The sequence below is a fragment of the Pectobacterium sp. CFBP8739 genome (genome assembly GCF_013449375.1).
In the GTDB taxonomy this organism is placed as follows: Bacteria; Pseudomonadota; Gammaproteobacteria; order Enterobacterales; family Enterobacteriaceae; genus Pectobacterium.
The window spans coordinates 82,869-108,526 of sequence record NZ_JACDRR010000016.1 but is presented as its reverse complement, the minus strand read 5'-3'; the positions used below and the strand labels follow the sequence as shown (position 1 = coordinate 108,526).

The following is a 25,658-nucleotide window of genomic DNA, read 5'->3' as shown; positions in this document are numbered from 1 at the left end:
GCAAACAGACATAAACAACCCCCTCACCCCGCCACCAGCACCTCAACCCCCATTTTGCTCAAGGCGTCTTTGGCGGCAGCAGGTAGGCCGTCGTCGGTGATGATACTATCGAATACGCTGAGCGGCGTGGCGAGGTGGGTGGCGATGCGGCCGTATTTTGAGGTGTCACATAGCAGTACGCACTTGCTGCTGGCTTCTACCGCCGCTCGTTTCACGACCACTTTGTCTTCATTCGGCGTGGACAGCCCGCGCAGGCTCCACGAAGAGGCGGAGATAAAGGCGATATCAATAAACAGGTTGCGCAGCGCCTGCGCGACGGCTTCTCCAATGCAGGAACGATTTTCCCGGCACAGCGTGCCGCCCGTGTGGATCATGCGGCACTGGCTGGACTCAATCAGAAAAGCGGCAATCGCAAAATCGTTGGTGACAATCAGGAGATCGTCGCGTTCCGCCAGCTCGCGCGCCAGCGATAGCGTGGTAGTACCTGCATCCAGATAAATGCAGCTATTCAACGGAATGTGCTGAGCCGCCAGTTTACCCATCGCCGCTTTCTGCTGGCTGAACATCACGGATTTGTCCTGATGCGACGGCTCGATCGCCAACCGTTCAGGCGAGCGCACGCCACCCGAGACGCTCAGCAGCAGGCCGTCCTGCTCCAGCTTTTGCACGTCGCGCCGTACCGTCATGTGCGACACGTCCAGCCGCTCGGTCAGTTCGTTAATGCTTACCGCGCCGCGCTCGGCGATCAGCGCCAGAATCTGTTGATGACGTTCTACTGGAATCACGCTGTCCGTTCCCTGTTTGGTTGTGCTGGTGTGATAAATAGGGGGGCTGATAAATATTGTGAGAAACACCCCTTTTGATGACGATAATTATCATAAATTCACGCCATAAACCACGCCAGACATGATTGCATTCATCGTTAGGCAGCGAGAGATCATGTTTAATCGAATGATATACAAGGAAAATCACGGATTTCTCTTTCCACGTAGTGTTCAGCCACACTGTATCATCACGATCTCAATGTTAATTTATGTGATAAAAATCACCATATCTTGTCCTGATAGTCCTTATATTTAACACCATAGAACAAAAAATCACTATTTTTAACAAGGCAACCACGATGAAAAAGACTTCTGATTATGCTGTCGCCGTTATCGGTCTGGGTTCCATGGGGTTTGGCGCGGCGGCGTCCTGTATCAACGCGGGGCTGACGACCTATGGCGTCGATCTCAACCCACAGGCGCTGGAACGGTTACGTCAGGCGGGTGCGGCAGACGCTGACACGAAAATTGATGCCTTTGCCGACAAGCTGGATGCCATCGTGCTGCTGGTCGTAAACGCCGCACAGGTGAACGGCATTTTGTTCGGTGAACCGCAGGTCGCCACGAAACTCAAGCCAGGCACTGTGGTCATGGTGTCCTCTACCATCTCCGCGCAGGATGCCAAAACTATTGGGCAACGTCTGGCAGAACATCAGCTCATTATGCTGGATGCACCCGTCTCCGGCGGGGCGGCCAAAGCCGCCGCTGGCGACATGACGGTAATGGCATCCGGTTCCGAGCTGGCGTTTGAGAAACTGAAACCGGTACTCGATGCCGTCGCGGGCAAGGTCTACCGCATCGGTGAAGAAATCGGGCTGGGCGCAACGGTTAAAATTATTCACCAGTTGCTGGCTGGCGTACACATCGCCGCCGGTGCGGAAGCGATGGCGCTGGCCGCTCGCGCCGATATCCCGCTGGATATTATGTATGACGTGGTGACCAACGCCGCAGGGAATTCCTGGATGTTTGAGAACCGCATGCGCCACGTTGTCGATGGCGATTACACGCCAAAATCCGCCGTCGATATCTTCGTGAAAGATCTGGGGCTGGTTACCGACACCGCTAAATCGCTGCACTTCCCACTGCCGCTGGCCTCCACGGCATTCAACATGTTTACCGCCGCCAGCAACGCCGGATTCGGTAAAGAAGACGACAGCGCGGTCATCAAGATTTTTAACGGCATTACGCTGCCGGAAAAGAAGGAGACACCATGATCAAGCTAGGTGTGATTGCCGACGATTTTACCGGTGCGACGGATATCGCCAGCTTTCTGGTGAACAATGGGCTACCGACCGTCCAGCTCAACGGCGTGCCGCCGTCCGACTTTAAGGTTGAGACGCAGGCCGTGGTCATTAGCCTGAAATCGCGCTCCTGCTCAGCGGAGCAAGCGGTGGCGGATTCCCTCAAGGCGCTGACGTGGCTACAACAACAGGGCTGCCAGCAGTTCTACTTTAAGTATTGCTCCACCTTCGACAGCACCGCGAAAGGCAACATCGGTCCGGTGACCGATGCGCTGTTGGAACAGCTCGGCGAAACGCAGACCATCATCTCTCCGGCGCTGCCGGTGAACGGCAGAACCGTCTATCAGGGTCATTTATTCGTGATGGATCAGCTGCTGTCCGAATCCGGAATGCGCCACCACCCCGTCACGCCGATGACGGACAGCAACCTGATGCGCGTCATGGAACAGCAGGCAGCCGGACGCTGCGGGCTGGTGCCGTATGCCGTGATGGATCAGGGCTCGGAAGCCGTCAAACAGCGGCTGGCGCAGTTGAAAGAACAAGGCATCCGCTATGTGGTGCTGGATACGTTGAACGAACAACACCTGCTAACGCAGGGCGAAGCACTGCGCGACATGAAGCTGGTTACCGGCGGTTCCGGCCTGGCGATGGGTCTGGCACGTCAGTGGGCAGAACCCGCGACACAAACTGGTTCCGCTACCGAGGCAGGAAAGCCGCAGTCCGGCGCAGGCGTTGTGCTGTCCGGCTCCTGTTCGGTCATGACCAATAAGCAGGTCGCCCAGTACCTGAAACAGGCGGCGGGTCGCGCTATTGACGTTGCTCGCAGCCTGCAAGGCGATGAATCCTACGTGCAGGAATTGGTTGATTGGGTGAAATCCCACCGTGACGACGCGCTCGCACCGCTGCTGTACGCCACCTCATCACCTGACGAACTGGCACAGATTCAGCAGCGCTGGGGGGCAGAAGCCAGCAGCCAGGCGGTGGAGAAACTGTTTGCTGCCGTCGCTCGCCAGCTTCAGCAGGACGGTTTCCAGCGCTTCATTATTGCGGGCGGTGAAACCTCCAGCATCGTGGTACAGACGCTGGGCATTCACGCGTTCCACATCGGGCCGTCCATTTCTCCCGGCGTACCGTGGGTGCGTTCGACCAATCACCCGCTCTCGCTGGCGCTGAAATCCGGCAATTTTGGTGATGAAGACTTTTTTGCCCGCGCCCAAAAGGAGTGTGCCGTATGAGTGAAAAACACCACAGCACCGAAACCGCACTGAACAGCGAGCAGCGCGCACGCGCGGAGATGGTTAAGCTGGGCGCGTCCTTTTTCCAGCGTGGTTACGCCACCGGTTCAGCCGGAAACCTCTCTCTGCTACTGGATGACGGCACGCTGCTGGCAACGCCGACCGGCTCTTGCCTCGGCGAATTGGATGCCGATCGGCTGTCAAAAGTCAGCCTGAGCGGCGAGTGGATCTCTGGGGATAAGCCATCGAAAGAGGTCAGCTTTCACCTGTCAATTTACCGTAACGATCCCGAGTGCAAGGCGATCGTACATCTGCACAGCACCTACCTGACGGCGCTCTCCTGTCTGGAAGGGCTGGATACGCAGGATGCCATCAAGCCGTTCACGCCCTATGTGGTCATGCGCGTCGGTAAAGTGCCCGTCGTGCCTTATTACCGCCCCGGTGATGCCCGGCTCGGTGAAGATCTGGCAAAGCTGGCTTCACGCTATAAAGCGTTCCTGTTGGCTAACCACGGCCCCGTCGTTACTGGCAAAGACCTACGCGCAGCGGCGGACAACATGGAAGAGCTGGAAGAAACTGCCAAGCTGATTTTTATTCTCGGTGACCGAAAAATTCGCTACCTCACCGCAGACGAAATTACCGAGCTCTCTTGATGAGCCACTTTTTACTGAGCGATGGAGTTAACCATGCCTAAGTTTGCTGCCAATCTTTCTATGCTGTTTACTGACGTGCCGTTTCTCGATCGGTTTAAAGCCGCTGCTGATGCGGGTTTCACCTCGGTCGAGTACCTGTTTCCTTATGAATATCCGGCACCGCTGCTGGCGGAAAAACTGCGGGAAAATGGCTTAAAGCAGGTGTTGTTCAATACCGCACCCGGCAATGTTGCCGCAGGCGAATGGGGCGTTTCAGCCCTGCCCGACCGCATTGAGGATGCTCGCCGTGATATCGACAACGCGCTGGAATATGCGCTGGCGCTGAACTGCCCTTCGGTGCTGGTGATGGGCGGCGTCGTCCCGCCCGGTGAAGACCGTGCTGCCTACCAGCAAACCTTTATCGATAACCTGCGCTACGCCGCCGATAAGTTTGCGCCGCACGGCATCAATATCATGATTGAAGCACTGAGCGCGAAGGTGAAACCCAATTATCTGTTCGCCAGCCAGTATCAGGCGCTGGAATTAGCCAATTTGATCGACCGACCTAATGTGTATATCCAGCTGGATTTCTTCCATGCACAAATTGTCGATGGCAACCTGGCACAAATTATTCACGATTTGGCTGGCCGTATCGGACATATTCAAATTGCGTCTGTCCCTGCACGACATGAGCCCGATGAAGGGGAAATTAATTATCCATTCATCTTTGCCGAATTAGATCGCGTGAATTATTCCGGCTGGGTTGGCTGTGAATATAACCCGCGCGGTAAAACCGAAGACGGATTGGGATGGGCTAAACCTTGGCTGGAGAAAAAACACTAATTCATTACGTTTAAAAAAGACCAACACCAGAGACACATTTTTACATAGAAAAAATAGAACAGACTCCCGTAATTATTACGGGAGCCACCACTAAGCGTATTCAAATAATAAACAATCATCCCATTTATTTCATTCGACTAATTGAAATAGGGTTACTGAGGATAAGAATATGGCCACCTCGCTCTTACTCTGCATCGCTATCGCCGGTGTGTTACTCTTGCTATTAATGGTTATTAAGTTAAAAGTTCAGCCTTTTGTTGCGTTATTAGTTGTCAGCTTGCTGGTTGCTCTGGCTACAGGAATACCCACAGAAGAAATAATGAAAGTCATGACCAGTGGGATGGGCGGCGTATTAGGCTCAATCACCATGATAATCGGTCTGGGTGCCATGTTGGGAAGAATGATCGAAATTTCTGGCGGAGCCGAATCTCTGGCAAAGAAATTTACCCAAACACTGGGAGAAAAGCGCGTTATTGCGGCGCTGACTATGGCAGCATTTATTCTCGGCATTCCGGTATTCTTTGATGTCGGCTTTATTATCCTCGCCCCAATTATTTACGGCTTTGCGAAAGTCGCGAAAGTCTCTCCACTTAAATTCGGTTTGCCCGTCGCCGGTGTGATGCTGACTGTGCACGTTGCGCTTCCCCCTCACCCAGGCCCAGTGGCCGCGGCCAGTTTGTTAAAAGCCGATGTGGGCTGGTTAACTATCTTAGGGCTGGCGATTTCTATTCCTGTCGGCATTATCGGTTTCTGGGTTGCCAAATATCTCAATCGCCGCCAATACGCCTTATCTGTTGATGTGCTAGAGCAATTACAACTCACGAAAACGGAAGACAAAAGTGAGGCCGTCCAACATAAAAATGCCCCCTCTGCGGGTTTGGTTACCGCGCTGATTGTCATTCCTATCGCAATTATTATGCTCGGCACCGTGGCGGCGACGCTATTCCCAGCAGGCCACCCACTGCGTAATGTCACTACACTGGTCGGTTCTCCTGCTGTTGCGCTACTGATTGCCCTGGCACTGGCGGTTTACTTTATTGCCATGCGTCGCGGCTGGTCGCTTGAAAAGACAGGCAGCGTCATGGGAGACGCGATGCCTGCTGCGGCGGTTGTCATCATGGTGACCGGTGCGGGCGGCGTGTTCGGTAAAGTGCTGGTGGAATCGGGCGTGGGTAAAGCGCTGGCAGATACGCTGACCAGCATTCACCTGCCGCTGGTGCCTGCTGCGTTTCTTTTGTCGCTGGCGCTGCGTGCCTCGCAAGGTTCGGCTACCGTCGCTATTCTCACCACCTGCGGCCTGCTGAGCGAAGCTGTCAGCGGTCTGAACCAGATGCAACTGGTGCTGGTGACGCTGTCTGCCTGCTTTGGGGGATTGGGATTATCACACGTTAATGACTCCGGCTTCTGGATCGTCACCAAGTATCTGGGGCTCTCCGTCGCCGATGGTCTGCGCACCTGGACAGTGCTGACGACGATCCTCGGGCTGGCCGGTTTCCTCTTCACCTGGGCGCTGTGGCTGGTGATGTAACCACGTGAAATTTCACCATGGGGAGGCTGCGGCTTCCCCATTGGTATCAACCAAATACGGCATTTACATACCTCCTTTATGCTGACAAATGCGCCCTTTTTACTCCCATATTCCACATCTACCCGTTTTCTCCCCGCCTTTATAATGTCTCTTGGGTAAGAAACAACGTGCTCTTCTGCCCGCTCTCGCAAATCGGCATACAGCAGTGTGCAATCAGAAATACAACCCAATTCCTGACTTGTTGTAAAGGATGACCAATCGGTAAGGCAAAGTCTGTGTCAATCAATGAAAAATAATAAAGGAACATTATGAATTTTCTATCAAAAATGAAACTTGGTGCCATGCTGGGCGCAGGTTTCGCCTCTGTCATTATTATCGGTCTGATGGTTGCCATTCTGGGACGCGTCCATCTTGCCAATCTGGGTAAAGATATTGAATCACTCTCTGAAAAAAATCTGGCCAACCTGCTTCTGATTCAGGATACCAAGAGCGGGTTTGAGGTTGTCGCCCGCGTTGTCCGTAATATCGGACTCTCACAAGACAACGCGCGTATTCAGGAAGAAAAACGCCTGTTCGATCAGCAAATTACCCGCAATAGTGAAGCGCTGGAAAAAGTCTATAAACAGCTTGCCGAACCGGAGGCGCGTGCCTTGCTGGAACAGCTTACGCAGGCTCGGCCGGTTTATCTGAAAGCGGTGAATAAGGCTATTGCATTAAGCCTTTCCGGGGTGCCGGAAGAAAAAGTACAGGCGGCATTAGTCATGGTCAATGAATTACCCCCTGCACAGGCATCGGTTTTTGCCGCGCTGGACGGGCTGACGGCGTTGCAGAAAAAGCAAACGATGGAAATGACGACCAACGCCATGCTTAAAGCCAGAGAGGATGGTAATACGCTGCTGCTGTTCGCTGGGTTCGCGGTCTTCATCGGGGTTGTTATCTCCATCCTGATCACCCGCACGATAAAAAATCTGCTGGGTGGCGAAGTCGCTTACGCGGCACACATCGCGCAAGAGGTTGCACAGGGAAATCTGGCCGTCAGCGTCGATCTGCGCCCCGGCGATAACCACAGCATGCTCGCCGCCATGAATGCGATGCGTAAAAGCCTGAGCGGGATTGTTGAACAGGTACGTGAGAGCAGTGAATCTATCGCCACCGGTGCAAGCCAGATTGCCGCAGGCAGTACCGACCTCAGCCAGCGAACGGAAGAGCAGGCAGCCAACCTGCAACAAACCGCCGCCTCAATGGAAGAGATGAGCCAAACCGTACGCCAGAACTCAGACACCGTGCGTAACGCGGCGCAGTTGGCGCAGGCCGCCAGCAATACCGCGGCTAAAAGCGGGGAAGTCGTTGGCAATATCGTTGTCACCATGAAAGAGATTACCGACAGCTCGCGTAAAATTGGCGACATTATTAGCGTCATTGACGGCATCGCTTTTCAGACCAACATTCTGGCGCTCAACGCCGCGGTGGAAGCTGCACGGGCTGGCGAACAAGGCCGTGGCTTTGCCGTCGTGGCGGGGGAAGTTCGTTCACTGGCGCAGCGCTCCGCCACCGCAGCCAAAGAGATCAAAGAGCTGATCGGCCACAGCGTCGAGAAAGTGGAGACGGGATCTGCGTTGGTTAGCGATGCGGGAACGACAATTGAAGAACTGGTGCGTCAGGCGCGCCACGTTGCCGACCTGATTAACGAAATCGGCGTCACCACGCAGGAACAAGAATCCGGTGTGTCACAGATTCATGATGCGGTGAACCAACTCGATCAGGTCACACAACAGAACGCCGCGCTCGTTGAGCAATCCGCGTCCGCTGCCGATAGCCTAAGCGATCAGGCAGCCCATCTGGTCGAGCTGATGAAAGTCTTCATTGTGGAAGGCGGATCGTCACAGCGCTCTGCACCACAGTTGAAAAAGCCCGACAGCGCAACACTCTCCCTTGCCCATCCCAGAAGCAGTACGGCAAGCGATAAGCAAAACTGGGAAACCTTTTAAGGATTAATCAGAAAATAAGGGTTAATCAGAAAACGCCGAAGCCGCTGAGCGATCGGCGTTTTGATCCCCTTCCAATCTGAATACCATGCAGGGATGAAAGAAGCACGTGAATTTTTTCGATATAAAAAAGCAATTAATAAAAACCAATAATCAACTTTATAGTAAACGCAATAAAGTAAAATCAATAAAAACAAGGGAGTGATTGCGACATGATGTTTTTATCATCAAATATATGATGCTAAAAACATCATGTCGTTCGAAAAAAAAGAAGGAATGAAAAACAATCCTCTTTTAGCGTTGAATAAATAAGCAAAAGAATCATAACTACAACCTCTATTAACATGACTGTCAATTTAACATTACAGCACGATATCAGTTTATTTTTTCTCTAACCCATAGAGATATTGCGGCTTTTACCGCCGCCTTTTATACTCCTGCGCCATCATTTCCCTGTCATCAGAATAGGTTCTACCGCACCGGACACAACCCTACTTTGCTAAGCGAGTAACCAGAAAAAGTAACGTGAAATACATTTATAGCCGAAAGGAAACGGGCAGTGATTAAAGGAAAGGATTTACCTGAAAGAGCTCAAACCGCAACGTGATGGCATTTGCAAAATAAATACATTTGCGCAACGCCTATTTCACATTTAAAGCACGCCGACGCCAACCGTATCCATTCTCAACCAATAATAAGGGACACAATGAATCTCATCAAAAATAGTAGCCTGGGTAAAATGCTAGGGACCGGCTTTACCCTGGTCATCGCTATCGGATTTCTGGTGGCGGTATTTGGCCGCATCCAGCTCGACAAACTCGGGGAAAACATCCAACTGCTGTCGCAGTTCCGCATTACCAACCTCATGATGATGAAGGAGTTTAAAGACAACGTAAACACCAATGCGATCGCTATCAGAAACCTCACGATGCTGGAAGACAGCCGGAAAATTCAGGAAGAGAAAACCCACATCGAGGAAATGGTCGCCCGTAATAACGCGTTACTCGCCAAAATACGCGACCGCGCTATCGATCAACATTCACAGGAACTGATTGCGGCACTGGATCGCGTGCGACCAACCTATAACGACAGCATCGCAAACGCCATCGCACTAGCCATGGCACACAGGAACAAAGAAGCTCAAGACCTACTATTAACCGACGTTCAGGCTAAGCAGGGTATCGTCTTCAACTCCCTGAATGAGATGGTTGGCTGGCAAGAGAAGATCACGGTTGATGCTGCCAACCAGTCTTTAAAGAATGCCACCAGCGCAGGTACATTGATGGTCATCACCGCCCTACTTGCTGTCGTACTGGGGGCAATGATCTCCTGGTGGATTACACGCGCCATTAAACGTCAGCTCGGGGGAGAGCCAGCCTACACGTTGGAAGTCACGCGTCAGGTGGCGCAGGGGAATCTGGCCGTCGCGATTGAACTGCGTGATGGCGATACCACCAGTGTGCTGGCCGCGATGGAAGATATGCGTCAAAACCTGAGCAACCTCGTCGGTCAGGTGCATCAGAGTAGCGAATCTATCGCTACGGGCGCGACGCAGATTGCGATGGGCAACACCGATCTAAGCCAGCGCACGGAAGAACAGGCCGCGAATCTTCAGGAAACCGCTGCCTCAATGGAACAAATGAATACCACGGTGAAGCAGAACGCTGCGACCGTGCGCACCGCAACAGAACTAGCCCATTCCGCCAGCACAACGGCGCAAAAAGGTGGCGATGCGGTCAATAATGTTGTGCGCACCATGGAAGATATTATCTCCAGTTCACGTAAGATCGGCGATATTATTGGTGTGATTGACGGCATTGCCTTCCAGACCAACATTCTGGCGCTCAATGCTGCCGTTGAAGCCGCCAGAGCCGGTGAGCAAGGTCGCGGCTTCGCGGTGGTCGCGGGTGAGGTGCGCTCTCTGGCACAGCGTTCCGCCTCCGCCGCCCGTGAAATCAAAGATCTGATTAACGTAAGCCTAGCTAACGTGGAAATGGGTGAGAGAATGGTGAATGATGCAGGCATCACCATCAATGACCTCGTAGAAAAATCTCAGCATGTTGCCAGCTTACTTAGTGAAATTGGCCTGACAACACACGAGCAGGAACAGGGTGTTGCTCAGGTGAATGATGCCGTGAATCAGCTTGATCAGGTGACCCAGCAGAACGCCGCGCTGGTTGAAGAATCAGCCTCCGCCGCTGACAGCTTGAGTGAGCAAGCCAGAACGCTGCTGGAATTAATGAGCGTGTTTAAAATCAGGGGCGTTCAAGCCCAAGCGCCACGTCTGAGCGCACAGGTGAAGCAACCAACCGCACCGAGACTGGCTCTGGCAAGCCAATCGGGCAGCACAAGCAGCAATAACTGGGAAACATTTTAACGAATACGTTCGATCGACAGATTCCCCAGTCTTGTCGCACAAGAATAAAACCGCTGAGCCTTCAGCGGTTTTTTACTTTTCAGGGCAGAAAAAATAAGGATTAAAGTTAACACATGCATAATTTAATGAAATTCATAAGCGGAGATTAAGAATAAAAAACAAATCGATAAGAAAAAGTCCTAACTCTTATTGAGTAGTCCACATATATTAATATTTACCACATATTCTTATAGCTATAGAAAAACAATATTAAAGTTTTTTTATTAATGAAGCGTGGTTTTTTCTACGCTTATTTCCCCATCAAACCACCACGTTGTTGTCTACACTTCCGTCGTCATTCTCTCGGTCTGTCGCTATTTCCGGCAGACATTCCCTATGTGCATGCAGTGATGCCTTACACACGAACAAGGCGACCTTTTTGTATTAAAAAGCATACTAGCTCATTAGAAATGCCTTTGATTTTATTATAAAAATCTGAATAAGTGGGATGATGAAACTCATGGTTTTTACGGGGTGAATCACATCTGAATTGTCATCTTTTAACAAAAAATAACGACACCTGCCGTGTCAAGCGTTAATAAATAAAAAAGGATCATTATGAAAAATATAAGCTTGGGAAAAATGTTAGGGATGGGTTTTACGCCAGGGCGTCCGCATGAGTGTTCAATATTTAACCATTGACGTTAATCCAGCCATAAGAACTTGCTCCAAGAACACGGGTTTCATCATGCAGCGTTTCTGTTTCATCGGTACGCTAATCTTCGTTGGCTCGGCTCTGAGCATGTTCAGCGCCATGTGCCTTAACCCTGCCAAGTTTTCTGCGGCGTTTTCTCGGTAAATCTGGCAAGCATCCTCTCGCATACTGACATCTAAAATCCAATGCATGGACTCGATACCCCAATGGGCCCGTATCGCATCTCCGGCCTGCTCTGGGGTTAGTTTGGCTGAACTGATGTAGTAGCGGTACTCCAACTCTGGCGCTTTGCCTTTTGCTGCGCGGTAACTTTCGACCATGACTATGCTGGTTAGCCCGAGCCAGGCAGAGAAATCCCCAACCATATTACTGGCATCCAGTACATGGTAAGTGCGTGCTTCCACTCGGCTTTTCTGCTTCTCAACTTGATATATGCCCCTGTCAATTGGCGCGCGCCGATGTGGGGTAAAGGCGGCCTGTATCGCTGCCGCTAACTTGCCTTGATTGCCCTTAACTGCCAATAAGTAGTCGCCACCTTTGCTCGTGATCGCCTTGGCAATCTTGGTCTGGCAGGCCATCGCATCAATTGTCACGATGGCTCCTCGCAAGTCCAACATCTGAATCAGCGCGGGTATTGCGGTGATTTCATTGCTCTTAGCATCGGTTTTAAGCTGGCCCAATACGAGTTGGTTGGCGCTGGCATAGGCACTTACCATATGGATGGTGCTTTGCCTGTCGTCTCTGTCATAAGAGCCGCGCAAAGTCTTGCCATCAATAGCGACGACTTCACCACAGGTTAACTTGTGCACGGCTTTCATCCAGGCGAGAAAACAATCGCGGAATTCAGCGGGCTCTATATTTGAAATTAGGCGAGCAAAGGTATCATCAACGGGCACACCTTTTTCAAATAAGCCCTGTTTAAGGAACCAGTCATGATGGCCGAGAACGTACTCACGAATGTCAGTCCAGCCCTGGCCTCCCGCTATCACTGCGCAGATTGAAGCAAACAAAATATCAAACAGTGGGTAATCCACTTTTGTGCTTTGTCGCTCGTCGCGGATGATACTGAAATGTGCTTTGATGGTATCTAAATTCATGGTCACTCCTCAAAAGAGGAGCATAAGATCATAGTCGACTCGTCAGGTCAATGTTGACGTCGGGTTGTGCAAAAAACGTTCATGATCTTGCCCTGGGTTTTACGCTCATTATCGTGATTGGTTTTTTAATCGCCATACTGAGTCGCGTCCAGTTAGAAAAACTCGGCGGCAACATTCAAACGTTGTCACAAGTGCGTATTACCAATCTTCTGCTGATGCAGGAAGTTAAAGATAACGTCAACATCGTCGCTCGCTCCATTAGAAACATTGGGCTCCTCACCGATCAACAACAAATGAAAGTGGAGAAGGATCGCATCGAGCAGTCCATCGCTCGTAATAATGATTTACTGGCACAAATACAGAAAAGTGTCGTGGATGACGAAGCAAAAACACTGCTCACTACGCTGATTCAGGTACGGCCTGCGTATACGAGCAGCGTGAAGAAAGGCATCGAACTGGCGATGTCCAGCCAGCATGATGACTTTCGTCATTTCCTGCTGACGGAGATACGTACCACACAAGCCAGCGTATTCGATGTGCTGGACAAGATGGTCGAGATGCAGAAACACCTCACGGTCAACATGGCCAACCAGTCTGAAAAAGAAGCGCTAAATGCTGGCACCTTGATGCTCATTCTAGCACTCTGTGCCTCCTTACTTGGAGGCGTTATCGCCTGGTGGATCACACGGAAAATCAAGCGCCAACTCGGCGGAGAGCCGTCCTATACGCTGGAGATTACCCGTCAGGTCGCACAGGGGAATCTTGCTATTACCATTGAACGTCGTGCCGGAGACACCACCAGCATTCTGGCCGCGATGGAGGAAATGCGTCAGAGTCTAAGCAACATCGTGGGGCAAGTTCATCAAACCAGCGAATCTATCGCTACCGGTGCCAGTCAGATTGCCATCGGCAATACCGACCTGAGCCAACGTACAGAAGAGCAGGCCGCGAACCTACAGGAAACCGCAGCCTCCATGGAAGAAATGAATACGACCGTGAAACAGAACGCCGACACGGTGCGCAATGCCACACAGCTTGCCAATTCTGCCAGCGCTGCCGCCCGCAAAGGGGGGGATGTCGTTAATAATGTCGTGCGAACCATGGAAGAAATCACCGCGAGTTCACGTAAAATCGGCGATATTATTGGTGTGATTGACGGTATCGCCTTTCAAACTAATATTCTGGCGCTTAACGCCGCAGTCGAAGCCGCACGAGCAGGGGAACAGGGACGTGGATTCGCAGTAGTTGCTGGAGAAGTGCGTTCATTGGCTCAGCGTTCTGCTTCCGCCGCACGTGAAATCAAGGATTTGATAAGCCTCAGCGTAGGAAAAGTGGAAGCGGGTGAACAGCTAGTTAACGAAGCGGGCGTCACCATTGAGGAAATCGTGGAACAGTCGCAGCGTGTCGCCAATCTCATCAATGAGATCGGGCTAACCACCCACGAGCAGGAACAGGGTGTATCTCAGGTGAATGATGCGGTGAATCAGCTCGATCAGGTCACCCAGCAGAACGCAGCGCTGGTTGAAGAGTCGGCTTCCGCCGCAGACAGCCTGAGCCAACAGGCGAAACATCTTGTTGAATTAATGAGTGTTTTCAAGATAGACGGTATTCAGCCACAGCGCATCGCACCACCCATCGCTACACTGCAAAAGCCAAAACTGGCGTTAGCGGGTAATTCAAGTAACCAAAACTGGGAGACCTTTTAACTGCTCAGTCTGGTAATACGGCGCGCATAAAGAAAAACCGCTGAGATATCAGCGGTTTTTTCACATTAACGGGCAATCCGTTATCGGCGATTACAGTGCCCGACGCAAACGAGCCACCGCTTCATGCATTTGCTCATCCGTTGCCGTCGCAAAGGACAGACGCAGCGTTGAGTAATCGAGATTATCTGGGAAGAAAAACTCGCCCGGCACAAAGACCACTCCCTGATCCAGCGTCTTCTTCAGCCATTCTGTCGTGTTGAAATCGTCCTGACGGAACTTCGCCCACAGGAACATCCCACCTTTCGGCTGGTTGAAGGTGATCACATCACCCAGTTCCTTCTCGACCAGTTGCGCCAGCAACTCGCCTTTGTGCTTATAGGCGTGGCGAATTTTTTCGATCTGCGAATCCAGACGACCCAGCCCCAGATAACATTCCGCGACGGTCTGCGACAATGCGCTGGCATGCAGGTCAGCGGCCTGTTTGATAATCGCCACTTTGTGCAACAGCCAATCCGGCAGAATCGCCCAACCGAGACGTAATCCCGGAGCCAGCACTTTCGAGAACGTGGAGGTATACAGCACGTATTCCGTGCTACCCAGTTGCTCTTGCGCCAGTTGGAACAGCGTCGGGTTGCGCTCTTCGGTGAAGCGCAGCTCGCCATAGGGATCGTCTTCGATAATGACAAAACCGTAGCGTTCTGCCAGTTGAATCAATTTCAGGCGACGTTCATAGCTCAGCGTCACGCCGCTCGGGTTACCGAAATTCGGAACGATATAAACGCCTTTGATGCGCTGTTTCTTCAGCAGCTCTTCCAGCTCATCGACGACCATGCCGTCGACATCGGATGACACAGACATCACCTGCGCCTGCGCCAGTTCCAGCGTTTGCAGCGCTGCCAGATAGGTCGGGCGTTCAACAACAAACACGTCGCCCGGATCGACCATCGAGCGCATGATCAGATCCAGCGCCTGCTGTGAACCGGCCGTTACGACAATATCATCACCGCGCGTTTTGACGCCGCGCACAGCACACAGCTCGGCAATGCGATCGCGCAGCACGCCGCTGCCTTCGGTCAAGCCATACTGGAATGCCGTTTTCGGCTGTTCAGTAATCGCTAACTGCGTGGCCTGACTTAACCCTTCGAAATCAAATAATGCATCGGACGGAATCCCGCCAGCCAGCGAGATAATATTTTCCATCTTGCTGTGTTTCAGCAGTTCACGGATGGCGGAACTTTTTAACTGAGCGATGCGGTGCGCTAACAACCCTTCAATGGCCATCTCTTCTTAACCTTTCAACAAAACTTTAATTATCCGCCCAGATAGGCCGAACGTACCGCTTCATTAGCTAACAATGCCGCACCGGTATCTTCCAACACGACATGGCCGTTTTCAAGTACATAACCTCGGTCTGCCAATTTCAGCGCCTGATTGGCATTTTGCTCCACCAGGAAGATGGTCATGCCCTCTTCACGCAGTTGCTGGATGGTATCGAAAATTTGCAGGATGATAATCGGCGCCAGACCCAGCGACGGTTCGTCCAGTAGCAATAGACGCGGCTGACTCATCAGCGCACGGCCAATCGCCAGCATCTGTTGCTCACCGCCGGACATGGTGCCGGAACGCTGAGCGCGGCGCTCATATAGGCGTGGGAACAGATCGTAGACACGCGCAATCCGTTCTTGATACTGCTCGCGATCGGCAAAAAATCCCCCCATCGCCAGATTTTCTTCTACCGTCATGCGGGAAAAGACGCGGCGGCCTTCCGGTACAATCGCGATAGCTTCACGCATAATCTGCGCGGTCTGCCAGTTCGTGATGTCCTTGCCGTCAAACGTGATGGTGCCTTCCGTCGCGCGTGGGTCGCCACACAGCGTGCCCAGCAGCGTGGTTTTACCGGCGCCGTTCGCACCGATAAGCGTAACAATCTCGCCCTGATTAATATGCAGGCTAACCTGGTGCAACGCCTGAATTTTTCCGTAATGGGCGGAAACCTGATGTAATGACAGCATAAACGTTATCCTTCACCCAGATAGGCACGAATGACATCCGGGTTGTTACGAATTTCAGCTGGAGTACCCTGTGCCAGCGGCGTGCCCTGATTGACAACATAAATTCGGTCGGAAATCCCCATGACCAGTTTCATATCGTGTTCAATCAACAGCACCGATACCTGATGGCTATCGCGCAATTCCGCAATCAGCTGATTTAACTCGTCAGTTTCTTTCGGGTTCAGACCGGCCGCAGGCTCATCGAGCATCAACAGCTCGGGACGCGTCACCATACAACGGGCAATCTCCAAACGGCGCTGCTGGCCGTAAGCCAGATTCCCCGCCTGACGGTTCGCTAAATCCAGCAGGCCGATACGTTCCAGCCACACCGCGGCGCGCTCTTGTGCATCGGCTTCCGCACGACGAAAGCCCGGCGTTTTCAACAGCCCAGCAAACACGCCGCTTTTCAGGTGCTGATGTTGCGCGACCAGCAGGTTCTCGATCACCGTCATTTCACGGAACAGGCGAACGTGCTGAAATGTGCGCACCACGCCCATACGAGCAATGGCTTGACCAGGCAGCCCTTCCAAATGACGATCGCGCAGCATGATGGTGCCACCGCTCGGGCGATAAAAACCGGTCAGGCAGTTGAAGACCGTGGTTTTTCCTGCCCCGTTAGGGCCAATCAGCGAAACGATTTCGCCCGCATGAATATCCATTTCAACGTTGTTGACCGCCAGCAGGCCGCCAAAACGCATCATCAGACCTCTGACTGATAATAGTGGCTGCGTGCTCATGCTTGCTCTTCCTTCTTCGCGACTTTCAACTTCATCTCAGGACGCTTCATCGGCAGCAGGCCTTGCGGACGCCAAATCATCATCAGAACCATCAGTGCACCCAGCAACAGCATGCTGTATTCATTCAGATCGCGCATCAACTCGCGAGATACCACCAGCAGGATTGCCGCGAGAATGACCGCAAACTGCGACCCCATCCCGCCCAGCACGACGATGGCCAGCACAAAGGCAGACTCGGCGAACGTGAACGATTCTGGGCTGACAAAGCCCTGACGGGCGGCAAACAGCGTACCGGCAAAACCTGCAAACGCGGCGCTGATAGTAAAGGCCGTCAGCTTGATGCGCGTGGGGCTCAGGCCCAGAGAACGGCAGGCGATTTCATCATCGCGTAGTGCTTCCCAGGCGCGTCCCAGTGGCATCCGCAGCAGGCGGTTAATAACAAACAGAGTCAACACAACCAACAGCAACGCCACCAGATACAGGAAGATAATACGGTCGCTTGGGTCGTATTGCAGGCCAAAGAAATTGTGGAACGTATCCCAACCGCCATCGCGCGCGCTGCGGCTGAATTCCAGACCAAAGAAGGTCGGTTTAGGGATCTGGCTGATGCCGTTCGGGCCACCGGTAATTTCGGTATTATTCAGCAACAGGATACGGACAATCTCGCCGAACCCAAGCGTCACAATCGCCAGATAGTCACCGCGCAAACGCAACACCGGGAAACCGAGCAGGAAGCCAGACAGCGCCGCCGCCATACCCGCCAGCGGCAGACTTTCCCAGAAGCCCAATCCGTAATAGTGGTTCAGCAGCGCATAGGTATACGCGCCGATGGCGTAAAACCCGCCGTAGCCCAATACCAGCAGACCGGACAGGCCAACCACCACGTTCAAACCCAGACCCAGCATCACGTAAATCAGCGTGAGGGTGGCAATATCCACCGTACCGCGCGACACCAGAAACGGCCAAGCGATCGCCGCAATAATCAAGGCCGCTGCCAATACTTTCTGCCGCGGCGTACTGCCATCAAAACTCGGCAGCACCAGCGACGGCGCAGAAAATTTCTTGATGCTTTGCTGGAAGAACGGGCGGATCAGTTGGAAGAAGAACACCACGATGCAGCCTGCGCCAATCCAGTACCAGCGAACTTGATCGGCACCACGCACCACCAGTTTGGTGCCATCCAGCGCCAATTGCATGCCCATTAAGAACGAGGCCAGCACCAGCAGCATGAACGCGGAAACCAGCGCGTTAAATAGATTGAGCTGTTTCATACTTTCTCAACCTCCGGACGACCCAGAATGCCGGTAGGCATCACCAGCAGCACCCCAATCAGCAGGGCAAATGACACCGCATCTTTGTATTCTGTACTTAGATACGCAGACGTCAGTGCTTCGGCTACACCCAGAATCAACCCACCAATCATCGCGCCAGGAATACTGCCGATTCCGCCCAGTACCGCAGCGGTAAAGGCTTTCATCCCGGCCATAAAGCCGATATAGGGGTTGATAACGCCATAAAACTGCCCCAACAGCACGCCTGCAACGGCGGCCATCAGCGCACCGATGACGAAAGTCAGGGAAATGACGCGATCGGTGCTGATACCCAGCAGGCTCGCCATTTTCAGGTCTTCCGCACAAGCGCGGCAGGCGCGTCCCATACGGGAATAGCGAATAAACAATGTCAGCGCCAGCATGGCGAGGAACGTCACAATCCAGATGATCAACTGCATGGAGCTAATGGTTGCGGCAAAGCCATTGCTTTCGCCCAACACCCACTGGCCGGTCACCAGACTCGGCAGCGCTACATCACGTGAGCCCTGATTCAGGCTGACGTAGTTTTGCAGGAAAATAGACATCCCGATGGCGGAAATCAGCGCAATCAGGCGCTTTGACGTTCGAACCGGCCGATAAGCCACCCGTTCGATACTCCAGCCATAAGCGCTGGAAATGACCACGGCGGCAATGAAAGCGGCGCCAATCAGCAGCCAGCCAGCATCAATGCCCATCATCATCAGGGCTGCAATCACAATAAAGGAGACATAGCTACCGATCATGTACACTTCGCCGTGTGCGAAGTTAATCATGCCGATAATGCCGTAAACCATGGTGTAGCCAATGGCGATCAGCGCATAGGTGCTGCCCAACGTCAGGCCGTTGAACATCTGCTGAAAAAAGTAAAGGAACTGCTCGGACATACCTTAACCTTAAATGCTGCCCCCGCGCCTTGCGGCAACGGGGGCTCGGTATTGAGGGATTAGTAGTGGTACACACGCAGAGGGCGGAGAATGCTCCTCACACCGCAGAGGCAGACAACGATAAATTCATCCGCTATCCGCCTACGGCATGATGATTATTTCACTGCGCTGGACGTACCGTCTTTGTGCCACTCAAATACGCCAAATTCAAACCCTTTCAGGTCGCCTTTTGCATCCCAGCTTAATGGTCCCATTACGGTATCCACGGATTTCGCTTTCAGATCCGCAACCAGTTTTTCCGGCTCATCGCTACCCGTACGCGCCATCGCGGTGGTCAGCGATTGCAGCGCAGCATAGGTTGTCCAGACAAACGGTCCAGTCGGGTCCAACTTCTTGGCTTTCAGCGCATCCACAATCGGTTGGTTAGCAGGAACCTGATCGTAGCGTTTCGGCAGCGTGACCAGCATCCCTTCAGATGCATCGCCCGCAATGTTGGACAGTGAGGAGTTACCCACGCCTTCCGGCCCCATGAATTTGGTGGTCATGCCAGCCTGACGCGATTGGCGCAGAATCTGCCCCATTTCTGGGTAGTAGCCGCCAAAATAGACGAAATCGACGTTCTCTTTCTTCAGGCGCGCAACCAGCGTAGAGAAATCTTTGTCACCCGCCGTCACACCTTCAAACAGAACAACATTCGCGCCGGCTTTTTTCAGGCTATCCTGAACAGAGCGAGCCAAACCTTCACCATATTGCTGTTTGTCATGAACGACGGCGATACGCTGAGGTTTGAGGGTCTCGACGATGTACTTCGCTGCGGTTGGTCCCTGATCGGAATCCAGCCCCGTCGTACGCAGCACCATTTTGTAGCCGCGCGTGGTCAAGTCGGCATTGGTTGCCGCAGGCGTGATCATGATCACGCCTTCTTCTTCATAAATATCAGACGCAGGCTGCGTAGAGGAGGAACACAGATGACCAATCACATAACGGATGCCGTCATTGATGACTTTGTTCGCTACAGCAACGGCTTGCTTGGGGTCGCACGCGTCATCATATTCCACGCCAACCAGTTTGTTGCCGTTTATGCCGCCTTTGGCGTTGATATCTTCAATAGCCTGACGCGCGCCAATGAATTCCATGTCGCCATACTGAGCCACTGGGCCAGACATCGCGCCAACCACCGCAACTTTAATATCGGCAGCACTGACCGCATGGCTAAACGCCGCAGCCATACAACCCATCAGCAATACTTTACCTTTACTGAATTTCATTCTTTTTACCCCATCTGTCATTATGGATATTGCCGAAAACCTGACCGCCCTCTGCCATAACCTGCTATTTTCTTATAAGTAAGAAAGGCTTAGGTTATTATTAGTAATAGTTTCTAATAAGGCTTTATTTTTCATATTATTAAACAGGAATATTATGCTGCAAATCAACTCACATTGTCAGAAACAAGCGGAGCAAGCAGCACAAAACACCAGATGCAAAATCCAGCATTTAATTTATATATAGTCAGATATTCTACTTTGTGCATTAATTGTTGATGGATTACTCGAAAAACAAAGAATGAGAAAAACATTTGCCCTATTAACCATAACGATCAAATTACACAACTGATTTACTACAAAGAACCTACATTATTCTTCACTCATCTGATGGAGTGCCGATAAAAATGAAACTCGCAGTAGAATGCCTCACCCAATTCAGCGCCCAGGACAAAATTGATCTGGCAAAAATCTGGCCGCACCAAAATATTGATTTGCTCGAAGCAGAACTCACACCTGATCAACGGTTGTTTGTTGCTCGTTTTAACGATCGACTACTCGGTGCCGTACTGGTTGAGCTCGAAGGAGAGTATGCCGAACTGAGCGACTTAATGGTAAGAGAAACCACACGCCGACGCGGAGTAGGAAAACTGTTAATTGATGAAGCGTTCCGTCAACTTCCCGAAGTTAAAGAGTGGTGGCTAGCGGCCGCTGACTACGCGGCGATCAAAGAGGAAGTGCTGGCGCGGTTTATGGTGTCCTGTGGCTTCTCACCGGTATCCGGCGGCTGGCGCTATATTCGTAGAAAAGAAACGCCGTTGATTCTTGACCAACTCAACCCAGATAAGCCGGACTGACATCAGACAAAAAAACAAAACGACCGGGTATTACCCGGTCGCTACAGAAAGAGACGATAAGAGCGATTACGCTTCTATCGCCGCTCGCAGTTTTTTCATTGCATTTTTTTCTAACTGACGCACGCGCTCGGCGGAAACGCCGTATTGATCGGCCAAATCCTGCAAGGTGGATTTGTTCTCATCGTCCAGCCAACGCGCACGGATAATGTGCTGGCTGCGTTCATCCAGCCCTTCCAGCGCGTAGGTGAGCTTATCCGCCGCATGCGTGTCCCAGTTATCTTCTTCAATGCCGTCGGCAAAGTCAGACGATTTATCCTGTAGGTAAAGCATCGGCGACATCGCCTTGCCATCGTGCGAATCTTCTTCCGGCGTTGGATCGAACGTCATATCCTGCGCCGCCATACGAGATTCCATCTCGCGCACGTCCTTGCTGGTCACGCCAAGTTCGCGTGCCACCAGCTCGACTTCATCCTGATTAAACCAGCCGAGGCGCGTTTTCGTCTTCCGCAGGTTAAAAAACAGTTTACGCTGTGCTTTGGTGGTTGCGACTTTCACAATACGCCAGTTACGCAGCACATATTCGTGAATTTCTGCTTTGATCCAGTGCACGGCGAAAGAAACCAAGCGCACGCCCACTTCAGGGTTAAAGCGGCGTACCGCCTTCATCAGGCCGATATTCCCTTCCTGAATCAGGTCCGCCTGCGGCAGGCCGTAGCCGGAATAGTTACGGGCAACGTGAATAACAAAACGCAGGTGTGACAGAATCAGGTGCTTAGCCGCATCCAGATCGCCCTGATAATGCAGCCGTTCAGCCAGCGCCCGCTCTTCCTCCGCCGTCAGCATCGGATAGGCATTGGCGGCACGAATATACCCTTCCAGACTGCCCTGGGGAACTAAGGTGAAAGTTTGCATATCTTTGGTCATTCAACCCTCTCAGTTGCTCTACTCGTCATATTGCAGTCGACTATATTAGCACTACTTCGCCGCATCGTTTTGCGCGAAAATAGCAAAACACGGCATCTTTAAAACCTATTTACTCAAATCCTAAAATCTGTCTATTCAGACTGTGATTTCGCTCGCAAGTTCCTATCATTTTATTCACCTCCTGCCAGAGATCAAGCAGGGGGAAAACGAACCGTTAACGCACGAAAAATCAAGGGGAAAACACAGCGGGAAGCGCAAAGAAGAGATGTCGCTGAGGAGATTTCCCCTGCAATACGGTCTGAATTACAGGGGATAATTATACCAGAAAACGCTTACTGTGGTGTAAAACGGCGTAAATGTTGCACGGTGGCCAACCAGGCGGCCAGCCAACCAATCATGCCAGCGATTAACAGCAGCAGCAGAGACTCATCCCAACTCAGCCCTTTAACAGCGAACGTCGTACCAAAGACGGAAGCCACTTGTGCCACCACCGCATCCAGCTTCCAGACCAGCGCCTGTGACAGAATCAGCGATAGCACCGCACCACCGACGCCCATTGCCGCGCCACCATTCAGGAAAGGACGCAAAATAAACCCGTCCGTCGCGCCAATCAGCTTCATTACGTTGATGGTTTCACGGCGGCTGAAAATGCTCAGGCGCACGCTGTTGCCGATCACCAAAAAGACAGCGACGACCATCAAAATGCCAATCGTCGCGGAAATTTGCCCAACCAGATTGGTCAGCGCCACCAGCCGTGCAAACCAGCTGTCGTCCATCCGCACTTCATCCACGCCCTGCGTCGCCGCCACGCGATCCCGTAGTGTTGTCAGCGTGGTGGAATCCTGAAAGCTCATTTTCGGCGTGATAATCGCCACCGCTGGCAGCGGATTCTCTTCCAGCATATCCAGCGCGCCGCCAAAACCAGACCAGTTGCGGAACTCGCCCATCGCTTCATTGCGCGACAGGTAATTGACTTTATCAACGCCCTCTTCCGATTGAAGCTGCGTGATAACCGCCTGCGCCGCGTTGTCATCGAGCGATTTATCCAGATACACCGTCAGCTGCGGCGAGGGATACCACTGTGTGGCAGCCTGACTGACGTTTTTCCACACCAGATAACAGATGCTGGGCAATGCCAGCGAAATGGCGATCACCATGACGGTCAGGAACGTCGCCAGCGGCTGGCGCAGCATATCAGCCAGCGTATTCGTCCAGGCATAGCGCCACTGTTCCTGCCAGCCGCCGCGCAACGCTTTCGATTTTTCAGCAGGCTTTTTCGCATTACGGACGTTATTCACCATCGTGGTTTCCCCCCACCATGCGGCCATCCGACAGCGTCAGCACACGGTAATTACGGCGGGTGATCAACCCAGTGTCATGCGTCGCCATCAGGACGGTGACGCCAACGCGATTGAATTCTTCAAACAGGCGCAGAATGCCTTCTGACAGCGCTTCGTCCAGATTGCCGGTCGGTTCATCCGCCAGCAATACGGCGGGTTTGTTCACCACCGCGCGCGCAATGCCAACGCGCTGCTGCTCACCACCTGACAGTTGGATAGGATAGTTTTTCGCTTTATCCAGCAGGCCAACCTTGTCCAGCGCAGCGGACACCCGACGACGGATATCCTCACTGCTGGCACCCGCGATGATGAGCGGCATCGCGACATTGTCATAGACCGTGCGTTCCATCAGCAGATGGTGATCTTGAAAGATCATGCCGATCTGACGCCGCAAGAACGGGACTTCACGTTTTTTCAGGCGGCTAATGTTATGACCGCCAAACAAAATCTGACCCGCGCTGGGACGTTCAATGCCACAAATCAGTTTCAGCAGGGTACTTTTCCCTGCGCCAGAATGGCCGGTCAGGAACGCCATTTCCGCAGGGCGCAGATGGAAATTCACCCCTTGCAATGCCTGACGCCCACCGAGGTAAGCTTTACTGACCTGTTCAAAACGAATCATCCGTTTTAATCCTCTCGGGCAAAAAGTGCCTCAATAAAATCATCGGCCTTGAAGGGCCGTAAATCATCAATGCCTTCCCCAACCCCAATATAGCGGATAGGAATCGCAAACTGGTCGGCAATAGCGAAAATCACCCCGCCTTTCGCGGTACCGTCCAGCTTCGTCAGGGTAATCCCCGTCAGCCCAACAGCTTCATTAAACAACTTAGCCTGACTCACCGCGTTCTGACCGGTGCTCGCGTCCAACGTCAGCATCACTTCATGCGGCGCGTCTTCGTCCAGTTTCTTCATCACACGCACAATTTTTTTCAGCTCTTCCATCAAGTGCGCTTTGTTCTGCAAGCGACCAGCGGTATCCGCAATCAGCACATCCACGCCGCGAGCTTTCGCTGCCTGAATCGCATCGAAAATCACCGATGCCGAATCCGCGCCGGTATGCTGCGCGACCACCGCCACGTTATTGCGCTGTCCCCAGACCTGAAGCTGCTCAACCGCCGCCGCACGGAAGGTATCCCCCGCTGCCAGCATCACGGATTTGCCCTGCGCCTGGAACTGACGTGCCAGTTTCCCGATGGTGGTGGTTTTACCCACACCATTAACGCCAACCATCAGAATGACATAAGGCGTTTTGCCTTCGATATTCAGCGGGGCGTCCACCTTAGCAAGAATCTCCGCCATTTCGTCTTTCAGCTTCACAAAAAGCGTATCAGCATCTTTCAACTGGCGGCGACTGGCGTGCTCTGTCAGGCTGCCGATGATCTTACGGGTCGTCTCGACCCCGACATCCGCAACCAGCAGTTGTTCTTCCAGCTCATCAAACAGATCGTCGTCGATTTTCTTACCGCGAAACAATCCGATAAATCCTGAACCGAGGTTCTGGCGCGTTTTTACCAGACTGCGTTTCAGTCGCGCGAAGAACCCCTCTTTCGTTGGGCGTTCCTGCTCTTGCGCAATAACCGGAACCGCCTCTGGTTGCGCAAGTTCTTGTTCTTCGTATTCTTCCGGCTGCACGACATCCGGTTCGGCCTCAGTCGCTATGACACTTTCGGCGATCTCGGTCTGCACGATCGGATCCGCGACATCCCGATCGAGAACGTCATGATCGGTCGGGTCACGATCGTCGGTTGCGGAAATTACGGGGGTAGAAATGACAGACGCTTCCGGCAGCGATTTTTCTACGTGCTTCGGCGCGTGTTCAACGGTCTGATGAGCCAATGCTGCGGCATCCGAGCCCGCCGCTGAGGGCTGTTCGTCCACAACCGGCGTCTCTTGCGGCTGCTCTTGTTGTTTTTCTTCCTGTTTCCCTAGTCCCAGCCAGGAAAAAAAACCGCGCTTCTTTTCTTTTGACATGTGCGATCGCGCTCCACGCTGCTCACCGCAGCGAATCAATCAATGAAAATCATATTTAAACAATAAGTTTAACACTTTCCTGCCGACAGCAACACGGAGGCAATGGCAGACAATGCGACTCGTTACCTGCAATCTTCGTAACGAAAGGCAATGTCCG

Annotated in this window: 21 protein-coding genes; 9 read left to right on the top strand and 12 right to left on the bottom strand. The window is 52.5% G+C overall.

Annotation, left to right across the window (positions count from 1 at the left end):
- Window positions 1-23 precede the first annotated feature (23 nt).
- The gene (gene ygbI / locus H0247_RS13835; protein WP_180743055.1) at window positions 24-785 is read right to left on the bottom strand and encodes a DNA-binding transcriptional repressor YgbI; all 762 of its coding nucleotides are present in this window, start codon (window positions 783-785) and stop codon (window positions 24-26) included.
- Between the two features lie 338 nt (window positions 786-1,123).
- Between ygbI and ltnD the strand changes: the two genes are divergently transcribed.
- The 7 genes from ltnD to H0247_RS13800 all read left to right on the top strand — a co-directional run bounded on the left by ltnD (window position 1,124) and on the right by H0247_RS13800 (window position 10,665).
- Window positions 1,124-2,038, top strand: coding sequence for an L-threonate dehydrogenase (gene ltnD, locus H0247_RS13830; RefSeq protein WP_180743054.1), 915 nt, complete (start codon window positions 1,124-1,126; stop codon window positions 2,036-2,038).
- Window positions 2,035-3,300 (top strand): 3-oxo-tetronate kinase, encoded by a 1,266-nt coding sequence (gene otnK / locus H0247_RS13825; RefSeq protein ID WP_180743053.1) that lies wholly within the window; start codon window positions 2,035-2,037, stop codon window positions 3,298-3,300. Before ltnD ends, otnK begins: the two co-directional genes overlap by 4 nt.
- Window positions 3,297-3,953 (top strand): 3-oxo-tetronate 4-phosphate decarboxylase, encoded by a 657-nt coding sequence (gene otnC, locus H0247_RS13820; RefSeq protein WP_180743052.1) that lies wholly within the window; start codon window positions 3,297-3,299, stop codon window positions 3,951-3,953. Before otnK ends, otnC begins: the two co-directional genes overlap by 4 nt.
- 33 nt (window positions 3,954-3,986) lie before the next feature.
- Window positions 3,987-4,775, top strand: a complete 789-nt coding sequence (gene otnI, locus H0247_RS13815) for a 2-oxo-tetronate isomerase (protein WP_180743051.1) — start codon at window positions 3,987-3,989, stop codon at window positions 4,773-4,775.
- A 169-nt stretch (window positions 4,776-4,944) separates the two neighbouring features.
- On the top strand, window positions 4,945-6,303 hold the full coding sequence (locus tag H0247_RS13810) for a GntP family transporter (protein ID WP_180743050.1): 1,359 nt from the start codon (window positions 4,945-4,947) through the stop codon (window positions 6,301-6,303).
- Between the two features lie 308 nt (window positions 6,304-6,611).
- Window positions 6,612-8,291, top strand: a complete 1,680-nt coding sequence (locus H0247_RS13805; RefSeq protein ID WP_180743049.1) for a methyl-accepting chemotaxis protein — start codon at window positions 6,612-6,614, stop codon at window positions 8,289-8,291.
- Window positions 8,292-8,994: 703 nt separating this feature from the next.
- Entirely contained in the window at window positions 8,995-10,665 is a 1,671-nt protein-coding gene (locus tag H0247_RS13800; RefSeq protein WP_180743048.1) for a methyl-accepting chemotaxis protein, read from the top strand.
- A gap of 663 nt (window positions 10,666-11,328) precedes the next feature.
- Here the strand turns inward: H0247_RS13800 and H0247_RS13795 are convergent.
- Window positions 11,329-12,456, bottom strand: a complete 1,128-nt coding sequence (locus tag H0247_RS13795; RefSeq protein ID WP_180743047.1) for an ISAs1 family transposase — start codon at window positions 12,454-12,456, stop codon at window positions 11,329-11,331.
- Between the two features lie 50 nt (window positions 12,457-12,506).
- Here H0247_RS13795 and H0247_RS13790 point away from each other — a divergent pair, with 50 nt between their 5' ends.
- A complete protein-coding gene (locus H0247_RS13790) occupies window positions 12,507-14,162 on the top strand; it encodes a methyl-accepting chemotaxis protein (RefSeq protein ID WP_180743046.1) in 1,656 nt (551 codons plus the stop codon).
- A 90-nt stretch (window positions 14,163-14,252) separates the two neighbouring features.
- On the opposite strand, the gene H0247_RS13785 is transcribed toward H0247_RS13790, so the two are convergent.
- From H0247_RS13785 to H0247_RS13760, 6 genes are all read right to left on the bottom strand, one after another.
- Window positions 14,253-15,443 (bottom strand): PLP-dependent aminotransferase family protein, encoded by a 1,191-nt coding sequence (locus tag H0247_RS13785; RefSeq protein ID WP_180743045.1) that lies wholly within the window; start codon window positions 15,441-15,443, stop codon window positions 14,253-14,255.
- Window positions 15,444-15,472: 29 nt separating this feature from the next.
- The gene (gene livF / locus H0247_RS13780) at window positions 15,473-16,174 is read right to left on the bottom strand and encodes a high-affinity branched-chain amino acid ABC transporter ATP-binding protein LivF (RefSeq protein ID WP_012772851.1); all 702 of its coding nucleotides are present in this window, start codon (window positions 16,172-16,174) and stop codon (window positions 15,473-15,475) included.
- A gap of 5 nt (window positions 16,175-16,179) precedes the next feature.
- Window positions 16,180-16,950 (bottom strand): high-affinity branched-chain amino acid ABC transporter ATP-binding protein LivG, encoded by a 771-nt coding sequence (livG, locus tag H0247_RS13775; protein WP_014917046.1) that lies wholly within the window; start codon window positions 16,948-16,950, stop codon window positions 16,180-16,182.
- On the bottom strand, window positions 16,947-18,221 hold the full coding sequence (locus H0247_RS13770) for a high-affinity branched-chain amino acid ABC transporter permease LivM (RefSeq protein WP_180743044.1): 1,275 nt from the start codon (window positions 18,219-18,221) through the stop codon (window positions 16,947-16,949). Before H0247_RS13770 ends, livG begins: the two co-directional genes overlap by 4 nt.
- Window positions 18,218-19,144: a high-affinity branched-chain amino acid ABC transporter permease LivH gene (gene livH, locus H0247_RS13765; protein ID WP_180743043.1), complete on the bottom strand. Its 927-nt coding sequence runs from the start codon at window positions 19,142-19,144 to the stop codon at window positions 18,218-18,220. The genes H0247_RS13770 and livH overlap by 4 nt, the downstream gene beginning before the upstream one ends.
- Window positions 19,145-19,299: 155 nt before the next feature.
- Window positions 19,300-20,412, bottom strand: a complete 1,113-nt coding sequence (locus H0247_RS13760) for a branched-chain amino acid ABC transporter substrate-binding protein (RefSeq protein WP_180743042.1) — start codon at window positions 20,410-20,412, stop codon at window positions 19,300-19,302.
- Window positions 20,413-20,816: 404 nt separating this feature from the next.
- On the opposite strand from H0247_RS13760, the gene panM reads away from it, so the two are divergent.
- Window positions 20,817-21,266: an aspartate 1-decarboxylase autocleavage activator PanM gene (gene panM / locus H0247_RS13755; RefSeq protein ID WP_180743041.1), complete on the top strand. Its 450-nt coding sequence runs from the start codon at window positions 20,817-20,819 to the stop codon at window positions 21,264-21,266.
- A gap of 66 nt (window positions 21,267-21,332) precedes the next feature.
- Here panM and rpoH read toward each other — a convergent pair whose 3' ends face one another.
- The 4 genes from rpoH to ftsY all read right to left on the bottom strand — a co-directional run bounded on the left by rpoH (window position 21,333) and on the right by ftsY (window position 25,501).
- The gene (gene rpoH / locus H0247_RS13750; RefSeq protein ID WP_180743040.1) at window positions 21,333-22,190 is read right to left on the bottom strand and encodes an RNA polymerase sigma factor RpoH; all 858 of its coding nucleotides are present in this window, start codon (window positions 22,188-22,190) and stop codon (window positions 21,333-21,335) included.
- 332 nt (window positions 22,191-22,522) lie between these two features.
- On the bottom strand, window positions 22,523-23,491 hold the full coding sequence (gene ftsX / locus H0247_RS13745) for a permease-like cell division protein FtsX (protein WP_180743039.1): 969 nt from the start codon (window positions 23,489-23,491) through the stop codon (window positions 22,523-22,525).
- Window positions 23,481-24,152 carry a cell division ATP-binding protein FtsE gene (gene ftsE / locus H0247_RS13740; protein ID WP_180743038.1) on the bottom strand — a complete coding sequence of 224 codons (672 nt, stop codon included), beginning with the start codon at window positions 24,150-24,152 and terminating at the stop codon, window positions 23,481-23,483. Before ftsE ends, ftsX begins: the two co-directional genes overlap by 11 nt.
- A 5-nt stretch (window positions 24,153-24,157) precedes the next feature.
- Window positions 24,158-25,501: a signal recognition particle-docking protein FtsY gene (gene ftsY, locus H0247_RS13735; RefSeq protein WP_180743037.1), complete on the bottom strand. Its 1,344-nt coding sequence runs from the start codon at window positions 25,499-25,501 to the stop codon at window positions 24,158-24,160.
- Window positions 25,502-25,658: the final 157 nt, after the last annotated feature.